The 21,777-nt window shown below is 43.8% G+C and carries 14 protein-coding genes; all 14 read right to left on the bottom strand.

Annotation, left to right across the window (positions count from 1 at the left end; genetic code table 11):
* Positions 1-8 precede the first annotated feature (8 nt).
* Positions 9-800, bottom strand: coding sequence for an endonuclease/exonuclease/phosphatase family protein (locus JSY36_RS19490; protein WP_205167645.1), 792 nt, complete (start codon positions 798-800; stop codon positions 9-11).
* Positions 801-849: 49 nt separating this feature from the next.
* On the bottom strand, positions 850-2,130 hold the full coding sequence (locus JSY36_RS19485) for a hypothetical protein (RefSeq protein ID WP_205167644.1): 1,281 nt from the start codon (positions 2,128-2,130) through the stop codon (positions 850-852).
* Between the two features lie 49 nt (positions 2,131-2,179).
* Positions 2,180-2,875 carry a carboxylesterase family protein gene (locus JSY36_RS19480; RefSeq protein WP_205167643.1) on the bottom strand — a complete coding sequence of 232 codons (696 nt, stop codon included), beginning with the start codon at positions 2,873-2,875 and terminating at the stop codon, positions 2,180-2,182.
* Between the two features lie 69 nt (positions 2,876-2,944).
* A complete protein-coding gene (locus JSY36_RS19475; protein WP_205167642.1) occupies positions 2,945-5,353 on the bottom strand; it encodes a beta-galactosidase in 2,409 nt (802 codons plus the stop codon).
* Between the two features lie 111 nt (positions 5,354-5,464).
* Positions 5,465-7,825, bottom strand: coding sequence for a beta-galactosidase (locus JSY36_RS19470; RefSeq protein ID WP_205167641.1), 2,361 nt, complete (start codon positions 7,823-7,825; stop codon positions 5,465-5,467).
* A 166-nt stretch (positions 7,826-7,991) separates the two neighbouring features.
* A complete protein-coding gene (locus tag JSY36_RS19465) occupies positions 7,992-8,951 on the bottom strand; it encodes a carbohydrate ABC transporter permease (protein ID WP_205167640.1) in 960 nt (319 codons plus the stop codon).
* 15 nt (positions 8,952-8,966) lie between these two features.
* Positions 8,967-9,830 carry a carbohydrate ABC transporter permease gene (locus tag JSY36_RS19460; RefSeq protein ID WP_205167639.1) on the bottom strand — a complete coding sequence of 288 codons (864 nt, stop codon included), beginning with the start codon at positions 9,828-9,830 and terminating at the stop codon, positions 8,967-8,969.
* Between the two features lie 6 nt (positions 9,831-9,836).
* Entirely contained in the window at positions 9,837-12,110 is a 2,274-nt protein-coding gene (locus JSY36_RS19455) for a DUF5696 domain-containing protein (RefSeq protein WP_205167638.1), read from the bottom strand.
* Positions 12,103-14,124 (bottom strand): YIP1 family protein, encoded by a 2,022-nt coding sequence (locus JSY36_RS19450; protein WP_205167637.1) that lies wholly within the window; start codon positions 14,122-14,124, stop codon positions 12,103-12,105. The genes JSY36_RS19455 and JSY36_RS19450 overlap by 8 nt, the downstream gene beginning before the upstream one ends.
* Before the next feature lie 18 nt (positions 14,125-14,142).
* Positions 14,143-15,021 carry a carbohydrate ABC transporter permease gene (locus JSY36_RS19445; protein ID WP_205167636.1) on the bottom strand — a complete coding sequence of 293 codons (879 nt, stop codon included), beginning with the start codon at positions 15,019-15,021 and terminating at the stop codon, positions 14,143-14,145.
* Positions 15,022-15,062: 41 nt separating this feature from the next.
* Positions 15,063-15,953: a carbohydrate ABC transporter permease gene (locus JSY36_RS19440; RefSeq protein ID WP_205167635.1), complete on the bottom strand. Its 891-nt coding sequence runs from the start codon at positions 15,951-15,953 to the stop codon at positions 15,063-15,065.
* Positions 15,946-18,885, bottom strand: coding sequence for an extracellular solute-binding protein (locus JSY36_RS19435; protein WP_236785200.1), 2,940 nt, complete (start codon positions 18,883-18,885; stop codon positions 15,946-15,948). Before JSY36_RS19435 ends, JSY36_RS19440 begins: the two co-directional genes overlap by 8 nt.
* A gap of 29 nt (positions 18,886-18,914) precedes the next feature.
* Entirely contained in the window at positions 18,915-20,291 is a 1,377-nt protein-coding gene (locus JSY36_RS19430; protein ID WP_205167634.1) for an ABC transporter substrate-binding protein, read from the bottom strand.
* Between the two features lie 343 nt (positions 20,292-20,634).
* Complete coding sequence (locus JSY36_RS19425; RefSeq protein ID WP_205167633.1) at positions 20,635-21,606, bottom strand: LacI family DNA-binding transcriptional regulator; 972 nt, start codon at positions 21,604-21,606, stop codon at positions 20,635-20,637.
* Between the last annotated feature and the right edge of the window lie 171 nt (positions 21,607-21,777).

Below are 21,777 nucleotides of genomic sequence, written 5' to 3'. Positions count from 1 at the left end.
ATTCCTTTCTATAATTCTACTGTCGAAATAACAGGGTAGTGATCGGAAGGATAGATACCATCAATTGAAGACCTGTCTACTTCTGTTTTTATCACTCTTGCATTCTTACCACTGAAGATATAATCAATCGGTTTACCTGAGCTGCCCCCTTCAAAGTTGTGTAGGGTTGTTCCGGGTTCGCTTCCCATTTCGGTAAAGCAATCAACCATTTCCGCCGTTTCACCATAGAGAAGCTCCTCGCCCCGTAAAAACCGGATAACCGGATTATCAGGCCTACTGTTAAAATCACCAGTCAAAACAAAAGGAATGTTCCTTTGAACCGCTGCTTCATTTATCTTTTTAACGATTAACTGAATCCCTCTCTGTCTGGCTTCCTGACTGATATGGTCGAGATGGGTATTATATACCGCAAACACCGAGCCGCTGCTTTTAACACGAAGTACGGCCCAGGTACATATCCTCGGGTAGTCGCTTTCCCAGCTGACACTGTTTGGCTTTTTTGGAGTCTCAGACAGCCAGAATTGACCTGATTCGGCCACTTCAAGCGTGTGGTGATTATAAAAGATAGCACAGAACTCGTCCTTTTCCCCGCCCTGTCTGCCTTGTCCGATCCAGCTGTAATCAGACAGCTGCCCCGCTATATCCTCAACCATTCTCTTTAGGCCTTCCTGGGTACCTATGACTGCCGGCTGATGTTTCCCGATGATGTGCGGTACTACGGGTGCACGCGAGGACCAGGCGTTTTTTCCGTCCTGGGGAATATCCACCCGCAAATTAAATGACATCACTTTTACTTCCATCGTTACGCCTCCAATACGAAGGTATCTTTATTTGTTAACTACCACTGCCTCAGGCATTCCTGCTGCTTCTCTTCAGACGGTCAGTAAAGAAAGACATCCCCCGTTTAAAAGCTGTGAGGCCGTAAAGCATCGAGCTCCAGTCAATAAGCGTAACCTTTGTGGGATACCAGCGTTCAGGCTGTTCCAAGTGCCACCATGAATACCTGTGAAGTCCGTACCGGTAAGCAGCACGGAACTTGTTTTCATCCTTTACGTCACCTCTGTTTACATAGGTATCATAAGGAATTTGGAGACGATACAAGGCGTACAGGTCGTGAATACCTGCCGGGTAAACCGGGAGAAATCCAGCAACAATGTAAGCGGATGCAACATTTCCCGGAGATTGATTAATTTTATCCGCATGATATCCTCCGTGGAGACCGTCATTTGGTCCTGCCCCATATCCCCATACGTAGGAAGGAACATCATTTAATTCCTTCCATTTATACCTGTCTGCCATGCAGGCATTTTCATAGAATGTGCGGTAAACGTCACTCTCTGCGTATTCAGGTACTAAATAGAACGGAAATTGATGGACAAATGAAGATAAGAAATGTTCTGCCTCCCCATCTGTTAAAACCTGGATATTCCGGTATTGAATTTGCGGGAGCTCAGTAATCTTGTCTATAGAAAATGTGTTTTCCCACAATTCCTGAACTTCTTTATTTTCCGGGTTGCCAACCTTTGCAAGCCAGGCTGTAAGGACATATTCATTGTACGCAGTTAGAGGGAGGGCCCCCTTTCCATCCTTGATGACCATATTAATGATTCCTTTGTCCTTGTCAGCTACCACCTGGCTCCAGTCAATTTCTGATAACAGCTGATTTGCCATTTCACTGATCTCCGGAGCAGTAGCTTTAAAGTGTTCCCCTGCAAACATGGCGCCTGCAACCACAAGAGACGTATCAATCGTTGACATTTCAGAGTTTAGATTCGCCCCGGTATCCATATCAACAAAGTGGGCAAAAAATCCTGTATTCTCTTCTCTCGCCGGACGGCAGCCATCAATCTTTCCCGTCAATGCTTCCAAAGTTACGACCGCCTTCTCTTGTGCATCAGGATCCCATCCTTCCAAATCTGCGGAACAGAGTCCGATAAGTCCCACACCTGTAGCAGCTATCGAACACCGTTGATCCGGATTGTCACCCAAAGTCATATAGGCATCAGCATACAACCCTGTACGAGGATGACGCGATGCATCCAGAAGCCTGTAGGAATCTTCGTACTGCCTATCAAAAAAAGCCTTTACATTCTCTGGTAAACCCTTGTATAAATCAGTGGTTTGTCCCATATTGTGAAACATCCCTTTCCCAATCATTATTTTCAGCTGAACATTGAATCTACTTGTTGTGCCTTTTCTTGCTGATCAGCCACTTGTACAGCTCCGGGCTGCTGTACGCCTGCACCCAGGAATCATGACCAACATTCTCGTAGACCGTTATTGCTGCCTTCCCCCCTTCTTTTTGCAGAAAAGCAATCATATTGACAGATTCATTCATTGGTATAACATCATCTTTTTCACCGTGAAAAGCCCAGACAGACGTGGATGTAAGAACGGACAACCGTCTGAACAATTCATTTGAATCAAACGTTAGACCTAATTGTTCCCTTCTGAAGCCGGGTACGGAAAGCCCGCCGCAGACCGGGACAATCGCTGCAAATCGGTCCGGGTTTTCCAAAGCAAGGTGCCAAGCTCCGATTCCTCCCATACTCAGTCCTGTCAGATATACGCGGTCGGGATCAACCGGATATTTTACTTCCAGATCATCCAAAAGTGCTGATAATCCATCGATCTCTTTCACCCAGTAAGATTGTTCGCTGCATTGAGGAGCCACGATGATGAAATCCTCAGCCATATCCAGGTTTTGAAAGATGCCGTGGGTTCTGACGGGGTTAATATCCGTCCCCCGTTCTCCTGCCCCGTGAAGAAAAAGGATGAGCGGGAGCTTTTCATCCGTTTCTTGGACATCATCCGGCAAATGAAGCAAGTAAGGCAGCTTGTAACCGGCTTTCTGAAAAGTGCGAGTCAGTTCCATCCTAATACCTTCTCCTTCCTTCATCTGTATCGTTACTCTTCCTGCACACTCCTCAAAAAGACAAGGATATTAATAGAAGGAAATTGTAAGCTTATCGTCTACTTTTGCGTGCTTGTTAGAAGTCACAATTGTTTTGTCCCCTTTTTTTTCGATTCGGTAGTCCTTACTTGGGACAACCTCCCGTTTCGTAATAAAAGCAATCCGATCTTCAGACTGGGTCAGACGGAACTCAAAAGAACCAGGTCCGGCTTTCATCACTTCCGCAGTCGAATAGGCAATCGTTACCTCATCAAAAGCAACATTTACCGGAAGCATGACGCCGTCTTTACTCTGAAGCTGAAGCTTATACCCACCAAACAGTGCATTTCCGTTTTCATAAACATGGAACTCTTTATCAAAGCCGTCCAGGTTAAGAATATGAATAAATTTTTCCCCATCATGTGCTGTAGAGGTCATGAATAATCCATGGTAGTTGCAGTCGTGGGATAAAGATACACGTGCGCCAAGCTTCTCCAGTGCTTTTTTGAAAAAGTCAGGGTCACATGTATAAGCACAGGAAACAATAACGACTCTTCCTTTTCCTGTACTTTTTTCAAAACCGCAGACCTCGTCGGTTCCATATACTTTAAACAACGGCTCTGCATCTCTAACATCCATTGTCTGTGCTTTATGCAGGCGTATTTCCGGTCTTGGCTTCGCCCACCCATCGGCATAAACCGACAGTTTATATTCGTGGTCTGCATTAGTGTTCTTGGTTGATTGAATCCCAATTGCATCGGCGAGGATTGTACATGGGTTTCCTTCCATATCATAAGTCGGAACCTCTCCATAAAGGAGCAGTCCGCCACCATTTTGAATGTAGTCCACTACTTTTTTCTGAACTGAAGCATGTAAATAACGAGCTGAAGCCAAAGCCAGGACAGGGGTATCTCCAGGTGTGATGGATTTATTCTGAATATCCACTGAACCAAATCTGTATCCAGAGATCAGCATAGCCCGGGCCATGTTTTCCCACGCCCCGGCTGCCCGGTTTGCCTGTATGTTCTGGTATATGGCAGCCATTTTATCACTGTTGTCATACCGCGATTCAGTCATGTAATAATCAGGAATAAAGGCAAAAGCAACGTCGTCGCGCTCCTCATTCATAACCGCAACCTTATCGGAAACGGCCATCATTGTCTGAATGGACCTGGCCATTCTCGGGAACGTGTAATTCAATTCTCCTTCAGGGCTGACCGGTGCGGCAAAGCCATGACGTTCTCCGGTGTGGGCAATTCTGTCATTTCCATCGTTATACGATTTTTCCATCCGGTAGTTTCTTCCTCCGGTAAAGAGGTAGTAGTTTAAAAGACGGTTACCCTGAGCAATGCACATTCTCGTTTTAAAATCTGAAGCAGAAGGATCCATCCGTCCGCTGAAGTTGTTCCCGAAGTTTCCGTCCCCACAGTTAAACTCAACAGATGTAAGGGGCTGGTCCTTATTGTGAACAGCATCCATAAACCCGTTTATAAGGTACAAATCCTGGAACGTTTCCATCGTAAGGTCACCAAAGTAGATATCCGATCCTGAGATGTAGCCCGGAGCCTGGGTGTAAGACTCATATAACTGACTGATGCCGATTGGGAACATGAGGCCTCTTCCCCCGCCGGTTCCGTGGATGTTTACCACAAATGGAATATCAGATACACCAAATTCCTCCGAAAACTCTCTGAGGATAGCGACATAACGGGCAAAGCGGAACCTCATAAAGTAACCAAGATCAAAATGAAGCTCGGCACTGTAAGATTCATCCGGTGAACGGATGCCTGCTTTTCTTTCTTCTTCATCGTCCAGGTCGAAAGGATAACGTACCAGTATCTCCTCAGGGGTGTACCGTTCTTTCAGCCAGCCTGAAAAATCCTGAAGTACGTTGTCTGTCAAATCCGGACTGTTACTCACCCAGGAAAGCATGCCAATTTCATTGTCAAGCTGAACAGCTATAATGTTACCGCCATTGGTATGTAACCGTGGTGCAGCCACTTTCATAACGGCAGCATACCATTTCTTCGTTTCCAGTAAAAAAGCGGGAGCTGTGTAATCCAGTGTTTTCGCTCTGGTCTTTCCGCCATTCCAAGTAAGAGGAACAATTTCAGGATGCTTATCAATCACCCACTGGGGAATGCCTTCGTTTTTCATTTCAGCCATAATAAAGGGACCAGGTCTTAAAAAGAAGTAAAGATCATTCTCAGCACAGAGATCAATAAACCCTGTTAAATCAAGTTCAGGCCGTGTTTTTCCTTCGAGATCGATACGGCCTTCCTCTGGCTCATGACAGAGCCAGGGTACGTAAGTTGCGACTGCGTTACATCCAGCTGCTTTCAACTTATCAATTCGATCCTGCCACTCTTCCCGGTCAAGGCGGAAATAATGTATTTCGCCGCACATAAGAAGTTCCGGTTTCCCATCAATGATAATTTGTTTGTTTTTAATCTCGATCATTATTCATTCACCTCTCGAATTGTCAGGATGATTAACTAAAGTGGTTTTCAATGTTCAGCTCTGCAGGCCGTGCTTGGCTGACTGGTAACCGATACAGTACTATCTATCTGTTCATAATGATTGTTTCTTTAAAACAATCGTCACTGGTTTATCAACAGACGTAATTTTGATTGTATCCGCATCTGTTGCTTCATTATGCTCTGTATTCCATTGACCGTCTGTTTTCAGTTTTACCATACCGCCCCTTCCGACCGGGTTTAACGAAATGGTGACTTGATCTTTTGTTTGCTCAAGTTTTGTCCATTCTAATGTTGAGAAAACAACTGACAACCCTTTTGCAATCTCATAATCTCTTATAACCATCACAGATGACATTGGTGGAAGAATAATTTCTTCTCCATCCAGAGCAGGTCTGCCTTCTTCATAAATAACCGTTCCTTGTTCCACTTCATCATAATTGCTGACAAACAGGAATGATTCCCTCCCATTGGACCGCTCCACTAAAGAGATATTTTCGTTCTCTGCATGAAGATGACCCTTAATCCCCAGCGTTTCAGCAAGCTCTTTTATGACGTCCAGCTGATACGCATAATCATGTCCCATCGTCAGTCCAAGGACGAGAACTTCACCTTTTTCGTACTGTTTTACATAAGCTGCTACTTCCTCGTTCCCGGTTCTGCTGAATCGAGCCAGAGGCTTCCCATCAAAGCTTTGGAAGTGAAGCCGCTGCCTGATATTCACCGCATCCATCGACATTACATCCGCATAATCCGGACGCCCTCCTATTACCTCCCAAGTCCCGAGTTCAAGTTCATCTGCCAGAAGACGGCACAGATTTCCGTTTTCATCCTTATAAGGAATCTCGGGGTAAAGAACAAGCTTTCCACCTTCCTTTACATACTCACTAAGGTTCCTTTGAAGTTCTTCTTTCATGATGGCCGTTGAAAAAACCCAGAGAGAAGGAATGTTAACTGGATTGAGTTTTGCTTTGAGGTTCACCGCTTCAAAATGGATATTGGCAGCCGTGAGAAGTCTCAACACACCATCAAATGACGCCTGCTCACGTTTACCAACGATGTCACCAATGAATGCCTCATCTCGCTTATCCACCACTTCTGTCATATAATCATCAGGATTAAATCCTGCATACGTGTGCACTTTCTTAGTAGAATCCAGCAGTCTTGAACCTATTGTGCGGAACATCTCACCTAAGTGGCGGGCCTTCTCATAGTTTGGTCTCAGGTTTCCTTTTGAATCAATCGGGGCCTGCCATTCATGCCGTCTGCCGAAAAGTCCGATATTTTCATAATTTTCACCACCAGCAAACATGTAATAGTTCAAGGCATTCATCCCGTGAGCGACGCACGTACGTGTGTTTAAATCCAGGTCCTGAGGGTAAAGGCGGGGTCTGTCAGCTAAACGGCCTGACTGAAACTCAGCAGAAAAGACAGGCTGGTTTTTCCGGGAAATGGCTCTCGTAAACGTTGTTGCCAGAACGAGATCATGATAGTTATCATATCCGATATGACCTGGATAAAAGTCTCCTGCAATAACGACATCATCAAACTCAGAGGTTAAATATAACTGTGACAGTCCGATCGGGTAATCAACGCCGCGGCTGTAAATGGAATAATCTTTAAAGCCGTGCACATTAATAATGAACGGAACCGTGATGCCCGTGTCTTTGGCAAAGGATCTTAAATCCCCTGCATAGTCCCGGATGTAAACTCTTCGAAATTCACTCCACTCGAAATGGAAAGACGGATATTCAGATGGAAGCCCCTCTTTGAAAACGGATACAAAACCAGAGAAGGAATCTTCATTTATGTTGTATTTTTGGTTAAAGGATTCGATCGAGCCGTACCGGCCTGTCAGATAGTCAGTGAACTTGTTCAGCACTTCTTCATTAAAGTCTGACGTGTTTGTCACCCAGTGAAACATCCCGATTTCATTGCATAGTTGATACATAATAACAGGTCCGCCATACTCAATCTGCTGAGGAGCGATGACTTCATTCACCGCTTCATACCATTTTTTCGTTTTTTCTAAAAACACAGGATGCCTGTACGACACAACACGTGTGGGATGTTCTTTTCCCTCACGGTTTTTTGCAACGACTTCAGGATAATTATCAAGGAGCCAGGCAGGAATTCCGTGATAGCGTACTTCAGCCATTACATAGGGCCCGGGGCGGACGATACAATAAAGCCCCATTTCCCTGACCAGGGCAAGAAAGCCTTTCAGATCCCGCTCCCCTCTGGTACTGCCTGTCAGGTCGACTTCTCCCTCCCGTGGTTCGTGCCATACCCATGGAACATATGTGCTCACAAGGTTGCAGCCGGATTCCTTAATTTTTATAAGCCTGTCCTTCCATTCGTCTTTAGGAACACGAAAGTAATGCAATTCGCCTCCATAAAGGAAAACGTCCTCTCCATTAATAACAAACTTCTGGTTTTCCATTTTCACCTGCACCTTCATTACCTCCTCTTTCTATTAACTGATTCTATCTTTCTCTCCTGTCTGCTTAATGGTCAGGAGGACTGCTGTACTTCAGATCGGATTGAAACGTTTCATCCCATTTTGAAAAAAACAGCAATCGATTTGGCAAAAATGAAGCGATTGCTGTTTTTTAAGGCCGCTATTCTCCGGTAATTCCCGACCGATCCACACCTTCGACGAACCATTTCTGGGTAAGGAAGTATACAAGAAGAAGAGGTAAAATGGATAGTACCGTTCCTGCCATTCTCACACCTTCGTTTATGGAATTTGCTCCGCTATCGTTTCCTGAATAGAGCTGATTAAAAGTAGCTACAAACCTCTGAAGTTCAAGGGGCAGCGTTGACAGCTGGTTTCCAAAATAAAGAGAGGCCAGATAGGTTTCATTCCAATACCAGACAAATGAAAACAAGAAGGAAATAATAATTGCCGGAACCGCCATCGGGATAGCAATTGTTGTGAAAACGCGTACCACACCTGCCCCATCAAGCTGGGCAGCTTCCTCAAGAGATTTAGGTATCATTTTAAAGAATTGATAAAAAATCAATATAAAGATGGCACTGTTTAAGCCTTGGCCGAGAACTGCAGGGATCAGAAAGGCTTGAATATTACCAAGGAGTCCAAGCTCATTGAAGAATACATATCTGGGAATCATCGTTACCTGAGGGGGAACGACAAATGTGGCGAGTACCAGAACAAACAACGTCCGCTTTAACGGAAAGTCAAACCTTGCAAACCCATATCCGATTACTCCGGCAACGGCCGTCTGCGCGAGAGCTGGCAGTACAGTTACATAAAAGGATTGCATTAACGTTGGCAGAAAGCTTAAGACATTAGTTGCCCGCAAATAATTATCAAAGTAAAACTGAGAGGGAATCCAGTTTACGAGTGGACTTAACAGATCCTCCAGTGATTTAAAACTGAATGAGACCATGTAAATCAAAGGATACAGGTAGACAAAACCGATACAAATCAGTAAAACATAGACAAACGTTTTTAACAGCACGCCTTCCTTCCCCTGCATTCCGAACAAAAACCGCTTTGATTTATTCACACGTGCCTTCAGCTTTTTCTTTTGTTCAATTGATAGACGCCCTTCCATATACAAGCCCTCCTTTTATGCATATTTTTTACTTCCCCTTAGTGTCATAAGACCGACGCTTACTGTTAGTGCCAGAGCAATAATCAGGAAATAAATCCACGATAGTGCCGATGCGTAGCCAAGCCCGGTACTGATATCAAACATATTGCTTTGAATATGGTCGATGACCGGATTTAACGCAAAGATGGAGAACATCACGATGGTGTAAATCGTATTGACCACGACCATCGGAAACAGGCTCGGCAGTGTTACTTTCCAAAAACATTCCCAATTTGATGCACCATCAATTTTGGCTGCTTCATAGACCTGCTTATCGATTTTCTGCAACGCAGCCAGAAAAATTAAGATCTGTACACCCGAAAACCACAGAATGACAATCAAATTATTCATCAGGTAAATAAGGAACGTATTAACAAAGCTGTCTGTGCTGGTCATGATCGCCTGGAAAAGAGCATACTGCTCAATGGAGGGAATCGACGTCACCCCTTGCTCCATCAGCTCATTAATAACAGGGCCGCTGGCAATGATAACCGGCAGGAAAAAAATGGTCCTGAAAAAACCTTTAAACCTGATTTGCTGGTTCAGTAAAAGAGCAATAATTAACGAGAATACAATAATTATCGGAACAGACAGTACCAGCTCCTGGATAAACGTCAGCAGGTACTGTGTAAAAAGAGTATCTACACCAAAGGCAATCTCGTAGTTGTTAAAACCTACAAAATCAGTTTGAATGCCACTCGTTGTTACCCTTACATCCTGAAAGCTCAAAAACAAAGAATAGAGCAAAGGGAAGGCTGTCAGCAGAACAAAGCCGATGATCCATGGTGATATAAAAGCGTAGCCGATCAATTGGTTTTTTCTCTTCATCGTTAGCTTCATCTTAAGCTACTCCCCTCTGTCCAAAACTTTAAATGCCGTGGCTTCAACTTCGTGACCGTCTACTGTGTAAGCTTCACTTGTATAATTGACGAGGATGGAAATTCCGTTTGAATACGTTACTTCCACTACTCCGTAATCATGGACATCCCGGCTGACAATTGTCTCACCTTCAACACGTCCCAGACTCTCCTGAACAAGCTCATACTGTCTGACAATCTCACTTTCCCAAACGGAAAATTCTGAAGTATATAAGTCTCTTGAAGGTGTATCCCTCAATAAATGAGACGGCTCTTTTGTTAAGTAAAAGGAAGGATAGGCACCGTATTCAATCATTCTCAGCACTTCTTCATCCTGGTTATAGAAAAAGTTTGAATAAGGAGCATAATAAGGAATGTATCCTCTCAGGACAATCTGGATAAATGGAACTGTATCAGTCACAAAGCTGTAGTTTGACGAATACATAGGTACATCAAGATACCTGTCCATATGCGACCACATATAATCATTAGGCTGGTAGAAAGAAAGCGAATCGAGATTACTGCCCAATTCTCCAAATATGTCATCGTATTCTACGGCCATACCTTCCCGATTCATAGTCCGGTTCGTATTGAAATCAGAAAAAAGTGTACCGGCGCTTGTCCCTACAGCCAGATGTGAAATCTGGTGATCTGCAAAATCGGCTGCATCCTGTTGGGCGTGTTCTCTTGAAACCGCTGGACTTAAAAAGTAGAAGTCGCGGTCAAATGTGGATCCTCCCATGGTTTCAGCATTTACCTTCCTCGCCACATCTGACCTTCCACCATAGCCTGAAGCCCCATCATAGGCTTTCGTATAATCTGTATGGAAGTACAACGGAAGACCCTGGTCCTGAAAATGCTGAATGGTCTCTTCGAAGTCTGAACCACTCCCTACTTTGCTTTCAAACGGAAACTTCCGGGGGAGAGACCCGGTCAGGCCGCCTTTGGACCATCCACGAAGGACTACTTGCATATTGTCCACGCTCTGCTGATTAAGACTTTCGATCATCCCCGGCAGTTCGCTGACCTCTGTCATTGGAACAACGGAATCCCATAAAAGACCGCGTTTCACTTCTCCGCCTAAAAATTCAAGGCGGATGTCTGCCTGCTGATCCGCTATCGAAAGATCACCTTTATCTGCCAGAAAATCCTGGTAATAATTGGCCATTCCTACGTAATCGGCTTCTTCCTCTATCAAAAAGACCGTTTTTTCATGAATATCAAACGTGTTTTTTTCTTCCTGATACGTGTTGTAGCCACTCATAGCCTGACTCGTTGGCTGATAATACTGATACCTGTAATTGTACTGAGTCGTCATCCAGTTAAAATCAGTAGAGACGCCTGAAGGATAGGCGATAATATCACTGTTGTATTTTCCTTCTTCAATGATGGTAAAGATAGCGTTTTGATTTGCTTCGTGAACAATGCCGTAAACGGGAAGAGTTACGTTTTGCACTGGATTGGTTTCTGTTTCTGTATCTTCGTACGTACGTTTAAACCCTTCATCTTCACCATAAATCGAAGCCTGGTATGAAGATCTCGCCCCTCTGTTTCCTTCATTAAACCTGACAAGCGCACCGCTTCCATCAGGAATAAACATGTACCCGTCGATATCATTTCCCTCGACAGCCCCAAGGAATGGATAGAGCCTGAGTGAAACAAGCCTGCCTGTTTCACTTTCAGTAATTCCGCTTTCCGGTATATGAACATCGATGGAATCTTCTCCTAGACGAACACTCAATTCCAGTGAAATCCCGATCTCACTAAAGTCAACCTCAGCAGTGAATCCGTCCTCCTGGCTTTGTATATCAATTGACGCTTCATCTGAAAGGATGTTTGTTGTACTTGAATTCTCATTCTGATCGAGGTAGTCTATTGTAATGGCTGACTGAGCCATGTTCATCCATGTATCATTCAGGTTGTACTCTTTGTTACTGTCAAGACCTGAGTTCCACATATAACCCGTACGGTTATCCATAATTTTTAACGCAAGAGATTCTTCGTTAACAAACAGGGACAGATTTTCATTTTCAGCGACTTGATCAAACCCATCAGCAGATGTATCCACTTCGGCACTTTCTCCTTCACCGGCTTCAGGCTGAGTGAACTGGTTGCTTCTGTATTTGAATGACTGTTCTGCAAGCTCTGCTTGAATTTCAGTCAATTCAGTGTCAGGGTCGGCTTCATCATCGGAAAGAGCTGTTGCAATGACCGGGACTGGAAGAATCATGACGAGTAAAAAGACCAGCCATTTCTTATACACGATGAATCACCTCCTGAGTTATTGTAATGATAAATTCAAGCACCTGGTCCAGCAGGATATACAGGACAAAGAACACCAGAATCATAATAAACATGCCAAACAGTGTCACAAGAATATTTCTAATCGTCCCGAAAAACGTAAAGTCATGAACTTCCCTGATCATCATAAACAGGATGACTAAGGACCAGACAATCATAATCTGAGTCGAAAATGTATAAACAAATGCTTCATTATAGGTTAGGACATTTGAGATAAGGGTAATTGGAACAAGCAGGACAAGGACCGGGGCCAAAGAATAAATGGTCCCAATATAAATATCTCTCAACCTTCCCTCACCATCATTAATCGTACTCACCAGATAGTTTGTTACAATAAACAGAAAAATTGGAAGGAACACTGTTCCCATTTCCAAAAACAGGTTGAGTTCCGTTACTCTCTGCTCCGAGAAAATAAACCCGGTCCAGTAAAGCATGAACATGTATTGTAAAAAGAGCACAGCATAGAGAATAGTAGCTGATAAAACAGAGACTCTCTCGTATTCTTTTAAATAATAAAAGCTGTCGATCGGGTGACGGAGAAACCTGAACAAAAAGAGCAGCTCTCTTACAAGCTTTCTGGCCTTTATCTTCGTCCAGCTTTCTCTTACCGGCTGGAGAATATTTCTCTTTTTATCTGCATAATTGACTGCCATTTTTACACCAAATACAGCCAGCAGAAGGGCAAATACTGCAGCCAGGTTGCTTTGCATCCATTCATGACGGATCTCCCAAAATGCCAGAGAATACCCTTCCCTGTTTTCTGCAAGCCTGAACTCCTCAACAGCTTCATTATAATGCTGCTGCTTAAAGTAAACCTCTCCCATAGCCGAGTGTGCCAGTCCGAATGACGAGTTCAGCTTTAAAATGTCATTCCAGTACTCTTCACTCTCCACATAGAACCCTTCTGCATACAGGGCCAAACCTTGATGCAGCATGGAAGTGAATTCTGTCGGCTCCAGAATCTGAATATCCCCCTGCTCTCGGTCACTCACATACAGCCTTCCTACATTATCTACTGCAATACTTGTCGGCTGCATAAATAATCCGTTCCGGCTTGTACCGTCGTCTCTCCCGCCAAACATAAACAGGAGGTTACCATACCGGTCATATTCGTATATTTTTCCGTCGTTGCCTACTGTGTAGATATTACCGATAGGGCCTACGTCTATATCTCTCAGATTAGTAATTGTTGAAACTTCCGGCGGCAGCATATTGGCTCCGGCAATGTTCAGCTTTCGGATGACTTCAAAATCTGTACCAGAAGTAACTGTATAAACAAGTCCCTGCTCATCAATGGAGATATTCGTAGGTGCAGGAGGCACCCTGCTGAAAAGTCTTTCCCTCTGCCTTTCGGTTGTTACAAGGTCCTGAAAGAAGTTCAGAACCGTTTGACGTGAGTGGTTCACCCCGTAAAACCCCAGGAAAGCACCGTCCTGGTTGAGTTGAATAATTCCGTTCGTTGACCCTTCTCCTACAATGTAGATGTTCCCGCGCCGGTCAACCGATACCTTTTGCGGCTTATATGGGGAACGTGCTCCAAAGAGAGGGGATTCCGGTCTCCCGTACTCCTCGAGTAAGTCACCGTCTTCACTGAATCGATACACCATTTCCTGAGCGTAGTCGGCTACATAGACATCTTGTTCATGATCGACATAGACACTGAGCGGCTGTTGAAGGATTCCTTCGCCAAAGCTTTGCTGCACATTTCCCTGCTGATCGAATTTCACAACGGTCTGTGTACCCGAATCAGCAACAAAGATGTGATCATCCTCATCTATAAACAAATCTTCCGGACTAACGATATCAATGTCATTTTGAAAGATTCCAAGGGGAACATAAGCGGTTTGTGTTTCAATGATATCTCCGTCAGCCGACAAGGTTTCTGTCTTGTACGGGACAGAAACGGATGCAGAGGAATGTGCGGGAAGCAATACGAAAAAACTAAGGCAGAACATGATGATGAAGGCTTTCCTCATTTCCCTTTCCCCCTTGCGTTACTTAATACCTGAGTGTGCCATTGTATTCATCACTTTACTCTGTAAAATCATGAAAATAATAAGGTTCGGAATAAACATAATCAGTGCTGCAGCTGCCGCCATCCCTTGTCCCGCTACAGTATTTCCTTCTGACTGTACTGCCAGCGTAGACATATAAAAGGCAAAAGTTTTAAGGTTTTCATTGTCCACATACAAGGTGGAGGTTTCCGCATTATTCCATACCATCTGGAAAGACAGAATAGCGATTGTGGCAATCGCTGGTTTTACCAGAGGAATAATAATTTGTAAGAAAATACGATAATCAGATGCTCCGTCGATCTGTGCGGCTTCAATCAGTTCATTTGGTATTTGATCTATGAACTGCTTTACCAGAAACAGGCCGACGGGCATCGCCAGAAGCGGGAAGATGTGAGCCCAGAATGTATCTAACAGTCCCACTTCATCGATAAGAAGATAACGGGGAATCGCAACCGCTGCCGGTACGAACATCAGGGCAAGGGTGTTGATTTCAAACATCGTTTTCTTTAATTTAAACTTTTTCTTTGACAGTACATAGCCTGCCATTGTACTGATCAATACTGTAAGCAATACAACAGTGACGGTAATCACAATACTGTTAAACAAATATCTCGACATGGGCACGCCTGTTGCATTTGTGTTATTGACCAGATCTATGAAATTTTGAAAGGTTGGTTTTTGAACGAAAAACCGGGGCGGATAAGCAAATAATTCATCGATCGGCTTAAATGCATGAAAGACAATATAAACAATAGGCATAGCCATAAAAGAGGCTAATGGGATCAGAAACAGATAGAACTTTAATTGACTCCAATGAAATTTATCCGGATTTATTCTCGTTCCATGAAAGGATGCCATCATCAATCCTCCTTTTTTTTCATAACTGCAATAAGATGTACCTAATCTTTCTCACCGAACAATCTCCAGGCAATCTTGGAGAAAAGGTAAATGAAAAGAAGAAGCAGTACTGATATTGCCGCTGCATAACCCATCTCATAACGTATAAACCCGAAATCTTCAAGGTGGTTTACCATAAGCTGCCCGGAATATTGAGGCGTTGGATTGGCTCCGGAAAGTTCAACACCAATGGCTCCGGCCTGAAATGTTCCTACAACCGCCATTACCGCCCCAAAAAGCATTTGCGGTTTCATTGAAGGGATTGTGATGTAAATGATCTCTTGAAAACGATTGCTGATCCCATCAATATAGCCCGCTTCATATATTTCCTTGTTAATGTTCAGAACCCCTGACAGCATGGCCAGGAACCCTACACCCATGCTGCCCCAGAGGGTAACCAGAATCATGATCGTCATTAAATGTTCCGGTGACTGGAGGAACTGGATTGGCTCCAGAATCACGCCAAGTGTAATGAGCATGTTATTTAAATAACCGACCTGGTCTCCGCTGAAGATAATCTTCCAGACTACTGCCATGGCAATCCCTGCTGTCATGGAAGGAGAATAAATGATTAACGCAAGAATCGTCCTTGGCACCTTTGAAATCTGGGCAAGCATCCATGCTAGGAGAAAAGACAGGATATATCCTCCCGGGCCGACAATAAACGCGAAGGTCAGGGTGTTGGGCAGGACGTAGCGCATAAATACGCCATCCTGCGTAATCACATTTACATAGTTAGCGAGACCGATGAATGTCGGCATTTCTATTGCATTAAAATAAGTGAATGATAAGGTAACTGCCGCTGCTACCGGCAGTATGATAAAGGTAAAGAACATAATATAATAAGGTGCCAGAAATACGCTCGTACTCAAATGCTGTTTGTTGTTAGCCATCTGATTCCAGCCACCCTTCCACTATGTCAATTGTCGGAATCGTATAGGGTCTGACAACCCTTCCGTTTTCCATATATCCGAATTCCTCAAGTTTCCTGCGCATTTCCCTGTCAATGGTGACCATTGAATCATCTACGGCTGAACGGGCATTCTCACCCTCAAAGACCACTTTATTCCAAACATTACTAATCTCCCGCTCTACCATATAAGCATAAGGCGTTTTTGGAACTTCTCTTAAGTGCTCCCATTGTTCCAAAATGGTTTCTTTATGCTCCTCAGGCCATGGTAATTGTGCAAAAGAATCAAGGTTGGCTGTGTTCCACATGTATTCAGGACCGTACAGGGTTAACAGGCTGTTAGCAAATTCTGTCTGTGTTTCTGTGTCCATCCACCATTTCAGTACTTCCCATGCTTCATCTGTTTTTCCGCTTCCATCAAACACCATTGATGTCTGGGCAGAGCCTGTAGACCAGCGTGTAACCGATCCATCTTCCTCCTCCACTCCCGGGTGAGGTGAGATATCCCACCATCCGGAAATTTCTGGGGCTGCAGCCGTCAGCTGAACATATTCCGAGAATGACCCGATTCCGATAGGCAGAGTCGAATACCTGAAATGATTGTAAAAGTTCGGCACCTGCAACGGTGCACTGTAGATGGTATTTAAATCTGTCATAAACTGAATCCCTCTTAAAGCATCCTCGCTATCTATGGCTGCGCCAATACCGTCTTCCTGATACAGATCTCCTCCGAACTGATAAATATAGGGAGCGGTAGTCTGAAAAGGTTTGAATGCAACCGCACCGGCAATCGGAGTATAGTAGTTCAGCCCGTATCGCTGAAGCTCCGGTAAGATGCTTACGACATCATTCCAGGTATCAGGAATGGGGATGTCAAGGTAATTCATAATGTCTCTCCGATAATACTGAACAAAGAAGTCCTGCGTTTCCGGGAGTCCGTAGATTCCGTCATCTACAATCAAAGGCAGAAAAGCACCAGGTGCAAACTGGTTTCCTACTTCATTGAAATCATCAAACTCTCTTAAATCGACGGCAGCTCCCCGGATGGCCAGTTCATACGGCAACCAGTTACTGATCCCCAGAGCGAGATCCGGTTGTGTATTCGCAGCGCTTGCTAAGACGAGCTTCTGCTCTTCAGGCATAATCGACAGCTTTACCTCAATGCCCGTTTCCGGGGTGAAGTTCTGGTCAAGCATATTTTGTAATAAATCCACATATTGTCTTGGACGGTTGATCCAAACGTCTACGACATCATCCTCTACATTGGTTGTGGCCAGGTTCTCGCTTGTGAAAGATTGAAAGAATCGTGTCACGGAGCTAGTAAACTTTGTCCACATTCCTGCTTCAGGATCAGGCAGAGTCTCTTCTCCGTGAACATAAATCCGGTCCAAAAGAAGCGGCTGTTCCTGCACTTCCATAATTAAATTTCCCAGAAGCTGTGCTACAGAGTTCGAACCTTCTGAAAGTTCTGTCAATCTCCCTGGTATTTCATCAGGGTTTTTTGCAAGCGTCCGCAATCTGTCAGCTGCGATTTGAAGGGTGACAATGTCCGTTGAATCATCACCTGTAGTCAGCCCCCCAAGGTAATCTGCTTCATCCTCCAGCATATCCGCCCATTCGAGGAGAAGGTCATCCACACCTTCAATGTACTCACTCAAATTCCAGTCTCTGTTCACATCCAGCTGGTTACCTGTTAATTTTCGAATGGACAGTGAAAGCTCTTCCATCCCGCTCATAACTTCATCAATAGTAAACAGGACTCTTTCAACCGGTGAGGCATCCGCAATCAGCGTTACCGTGTTTGTCCCCTCATCTAAATAAAACAAGTACGGCTCTCCAGCTTCATCACCTATCGTCTCGTTGTACCAGCTTGAGCTGTTTTTGAACCTGTACTGCTCTGCTTCTTCAAACGGTAACGAACCGTTTATGTAAATGGTGCGAAAAACCGGTGCTCCGGACGAGTGGTTTTGGAGTGCTTTTAATGACAAGTAGTAAAAGCCTGACTCCTCCACTGTAATTTCCCATGTAGCAGACTGCCCCGATTCCGTCCAGGACTCACCACCGAATGTATTAAGAAGAAGATTTCTCGAATCATATGGAACTGCAGAAGGGTCATGAGTGGCAACAGGTCTCACATATGAACTGTTTTTGTAGGAAGGATACTCGGCTTCATAAACATGGAGGCTGTCAATCACTTCACTGCCACCAGTCTGACTGATATATTCCTCATATTCCAATACCTCTTCCGGGGAAGTGATATAGGCATTCCCAATTAGAAGTTCCCCTCTTAAGTTACTCAGGGAAATCGTATTCGTGCCTTCTTCCAAGTAATATTGCAGAGACCGTGAATGCAGGTGGTTTGAATCTTCCACTTTTAATTGCTCCCAGCTTTGAATCGGATCCTGCCCGGGAATAATATCATTACCGAAACGGTCTGCTTCAAATTCATCTGATTCATTTTCCCAGTTTACAGGAAAAACAATACGCCTGCTTTCAAAAAATGGGAATTCGCCATTTACCTGGATTGCACCCTCTATTGGCATAATCATCTCACCAAGGGGATAGTAATCAAAGCCAATTTCATACAGCCCCGTCTGGTCCACCTCTACCTCAAACTCTACTGTCTCATTATTATGCCAATAGAGAACACGATCGTCGTACCCGAAACTATCTGATTCAGGCAGGAGCTGAAGGTCATCAGCTTGTTCAAAAGAAGAAGGAGGGACAGCACGCTCAAAAGGAGCAGTGCCATCCAGATCCATATTCTCCCACTCGTTGAGGACAATACGATAACGAGGTTCTATGACTTGTTCGGTCGATTGAGTTAAAAGATCCTCATCAGTATCAGCTTCAATAATCGTGTGTGGCAGCAATAGAAGTAAAAGCAGCGACCCAAACAAAATCTTAGATTTCATACCATTACCTCCTCAACCTCAAATCAATATTAGTCAATCGAGTCTATGCCTTCCTGGATTTGCTGATTCGCCAGATCGTTCAACTGGGAACTGTAGTTTTCAATGTTGACTTCGCCGTTGACAGCTGCGTCAATCAACTGCCCGATTGTTGCATTGGACTCATCACCTACAGAGACTCCTGTTGGGGCATTCCATCTGGCTGCAGTATATCCTGGTACTATTTTTGGCAGGTTAGCCACGCCATTTTCAATATCTTCATAGGCTTCTAAAATACCAGGCACGTCCAACCTTTCAAAGAATGCATCAAGGATTTCCTGATCTGTTGTGATCGGCAGGGTATTTAGTGTGAAGTCCTTCTCATCTACGAGATCTAATCGCTTTAAAAATCCTTCCTTACCAAACGTCATGTATTTTGTGAATAAGTACGCTTCCTCAGGATGCTCGGTTGATTGAGAGATTCCCATGAAATCGTTTACAGAAAATGCCTTTCCCCCTGGGATCCCTACAAAGTCCCAATCAAAATCAGATTCATCAAAGAAAGATAACACCCATGTTCCATCCCATCTGAGTCCCATTTCGCTTTGGAACCATACTTCATTGCCATCTTCGCCGTTAAAGTTTCCTTTTTGTTCCTCTGTTAACGATTCGTATACATAATTGTTTGTTACAAGACTGTTTGCCAGATTAACACCGCTGATGAACTCATTACTGTCAAGGTTCAGCTCTCCGTCCTGATAGGTAAACACACCCATGTCATCATTTGCCGATACCGGATACCACTCAATAATGGAAAATGGTTGATTTAAGCCGACCTGTCCGCTGTTAATGTCAGTGACATCACGCACGGCATTTGAGAAATCATCAATAGACATCCCGTATTCAGGCACATTCAGATTTCCCTCCTCGTACAGATCTTTATTTACAAAGTAGCCGAGAAGGTGCTGGCCTGAAGGCAGTGAATAAACAGTATCTTCATAATAGAGCTGTTCTTTTACTGCTTCGTTGATGTTATCAAAGTCTTCGTCTCCTTCAACTACCTCATCCAGTGAAAGAAGCCAGTCATTTGCAAGAGCGATCGGAACCTCACTCAGTTCAAACACATCCGGCATATCACTTGCACTTGCTGCTGCAGAAAGAGAATCATTCCACGGATCACCAATCGACTCATCAATTTCAACGGTAATATGAGGGTAGTCTTCCATAAACGCTTCAACCATTGACCGTTCAAGGGTTTCTTCACCTTCATTACCAAATCTCCAGCTTGCAACACTTATTGTTACTTCTTCCTGATTCTCACTCGCTTCGTCCCCGTCATTTCCTTCTTCATCGGTCCCTGCATCATTATTGCAGGCAGCCAGAATCAACCCTAACGAACATACAGATAACATTGTGCTCCATTTCTTCAACCTAAACACTCCCCTGTAAAATCAAATTTTTAACTTTTGAACTCATTAAACTGATTAAGCATTTAAACCGTTTTCTGACAACAAGCATCCCCTCAACTTTTGACTACTCTATCGGTCCATGCCGGCACCTGTTCATCATTTAGTCCCCTCTCTGATCAATTAATTTATATAAACAATGAAGGTAAAAAACATCGGCTTACATTTTATTGAATCGTTTCAATAAAACACTGTAGTGAACCGTCTCCTCTCTGTTTAAATGAACAGAGAAGCAGACGTCTTAATCTCATAACCAGGTTTGGCTGCAGCATTCTCCCTGCGCTTTTATCATGTAGAAGGAGAGTTATTAACTTGAAGAGCGGGAAATCAGTTCAACTGTAATTTCTGTTGTTTCAGATTCTGTTTCTTGGTTCAGCATTTTAAACAGCACATCTGCTGCTGTTTTCCCCCAGGTTTTTTTGTGTACACGGACCGTAGATAGAGGCGGTGTAAAAAATTTGGCAACTTCGATATCATCGAAACCGATGATGGCAACATCTTCAGGTACGTTCAGCCCTGAGTTTTGAAGTGCTCTAATCGCTCCCATTGCCATTTCATCGTTGGCACAGATAAAGGCTGTCGGAATATCTTTTTGAAAATGACTGAGGTATTTATCCATGACGTCATATCCACTCTCTTCAGTAAACAGCCCCCGGAGGATATCTCTCTCATTAACAGGCAGGGTATGACTGACAAGAGATTTAAGGTATCCCTTCATCCGTTTTTCCCCGTCATAGGAGTCTTCGGGTCCTCCTATAAAACCGATACGTTTATGGCCTTTTTCCATAAGATGGCTTACTGCAAGTTCCATACCCATTTCATTCTGAAGTACGATGTTCTTAATAAAAGGGTTATCAATTTCACGATCCAGAACGACCATCGGCATTTTCGCCCCGGCCAAAGAATCAATTAACTCATTACTCAGGTGATAATTTAAAATAATGGCACCATCTACATAGTGTTCAACCAACAACCGGTGCTTTTCATTGGAAGCACAAACCACCATCTCGTACCCTCTTTTAACGACTTCATCCTGAACCCCTTCCAGCATTTCGTTAAAGAAAGGTCCTTTAAAGCCACTCAAAAAGACGCCAATAAGCTCGCTTTTGCTTTTTTTCAGATTTTTGGCAATTCCATTTGGGCGGTATCCTATTTCTTTTGCAGCAGTCAGTACTTTATCCCTGGTCTCTTTTGGAATAAGTTCATTCCCATTAATAGCGTAAGACGCCGTTGTAACGCTTACATTCGCCTTTTTTGCGACATCTTTTAACGTTGGCAATTTTTCTTCATTCCTCTTTTATCAGGTTACGTTACAAAAAATCTAATCATTGAAACGTTTCAATGATTAGATTATAATGTATTTTGAAAACGATTACAATACAGTTTTACGAAAAATCAGAAAAAAGACCTTAAACACTTCCCGATATCATACAAAAAACGACGAATACCC

The organism is Alteribacter salitolerans (assembly GCF_016901055.1).
Classification (GTDB): domain Bacteria; phylum Bacillota; class Bacilli; order Bacillales; family Salisediminibacteriaceae; genus Alteribacter; species Alteribacter keqinensis.
This window is presented reverse-complemented; position numbering and strand designations above follow the sequence as displayed.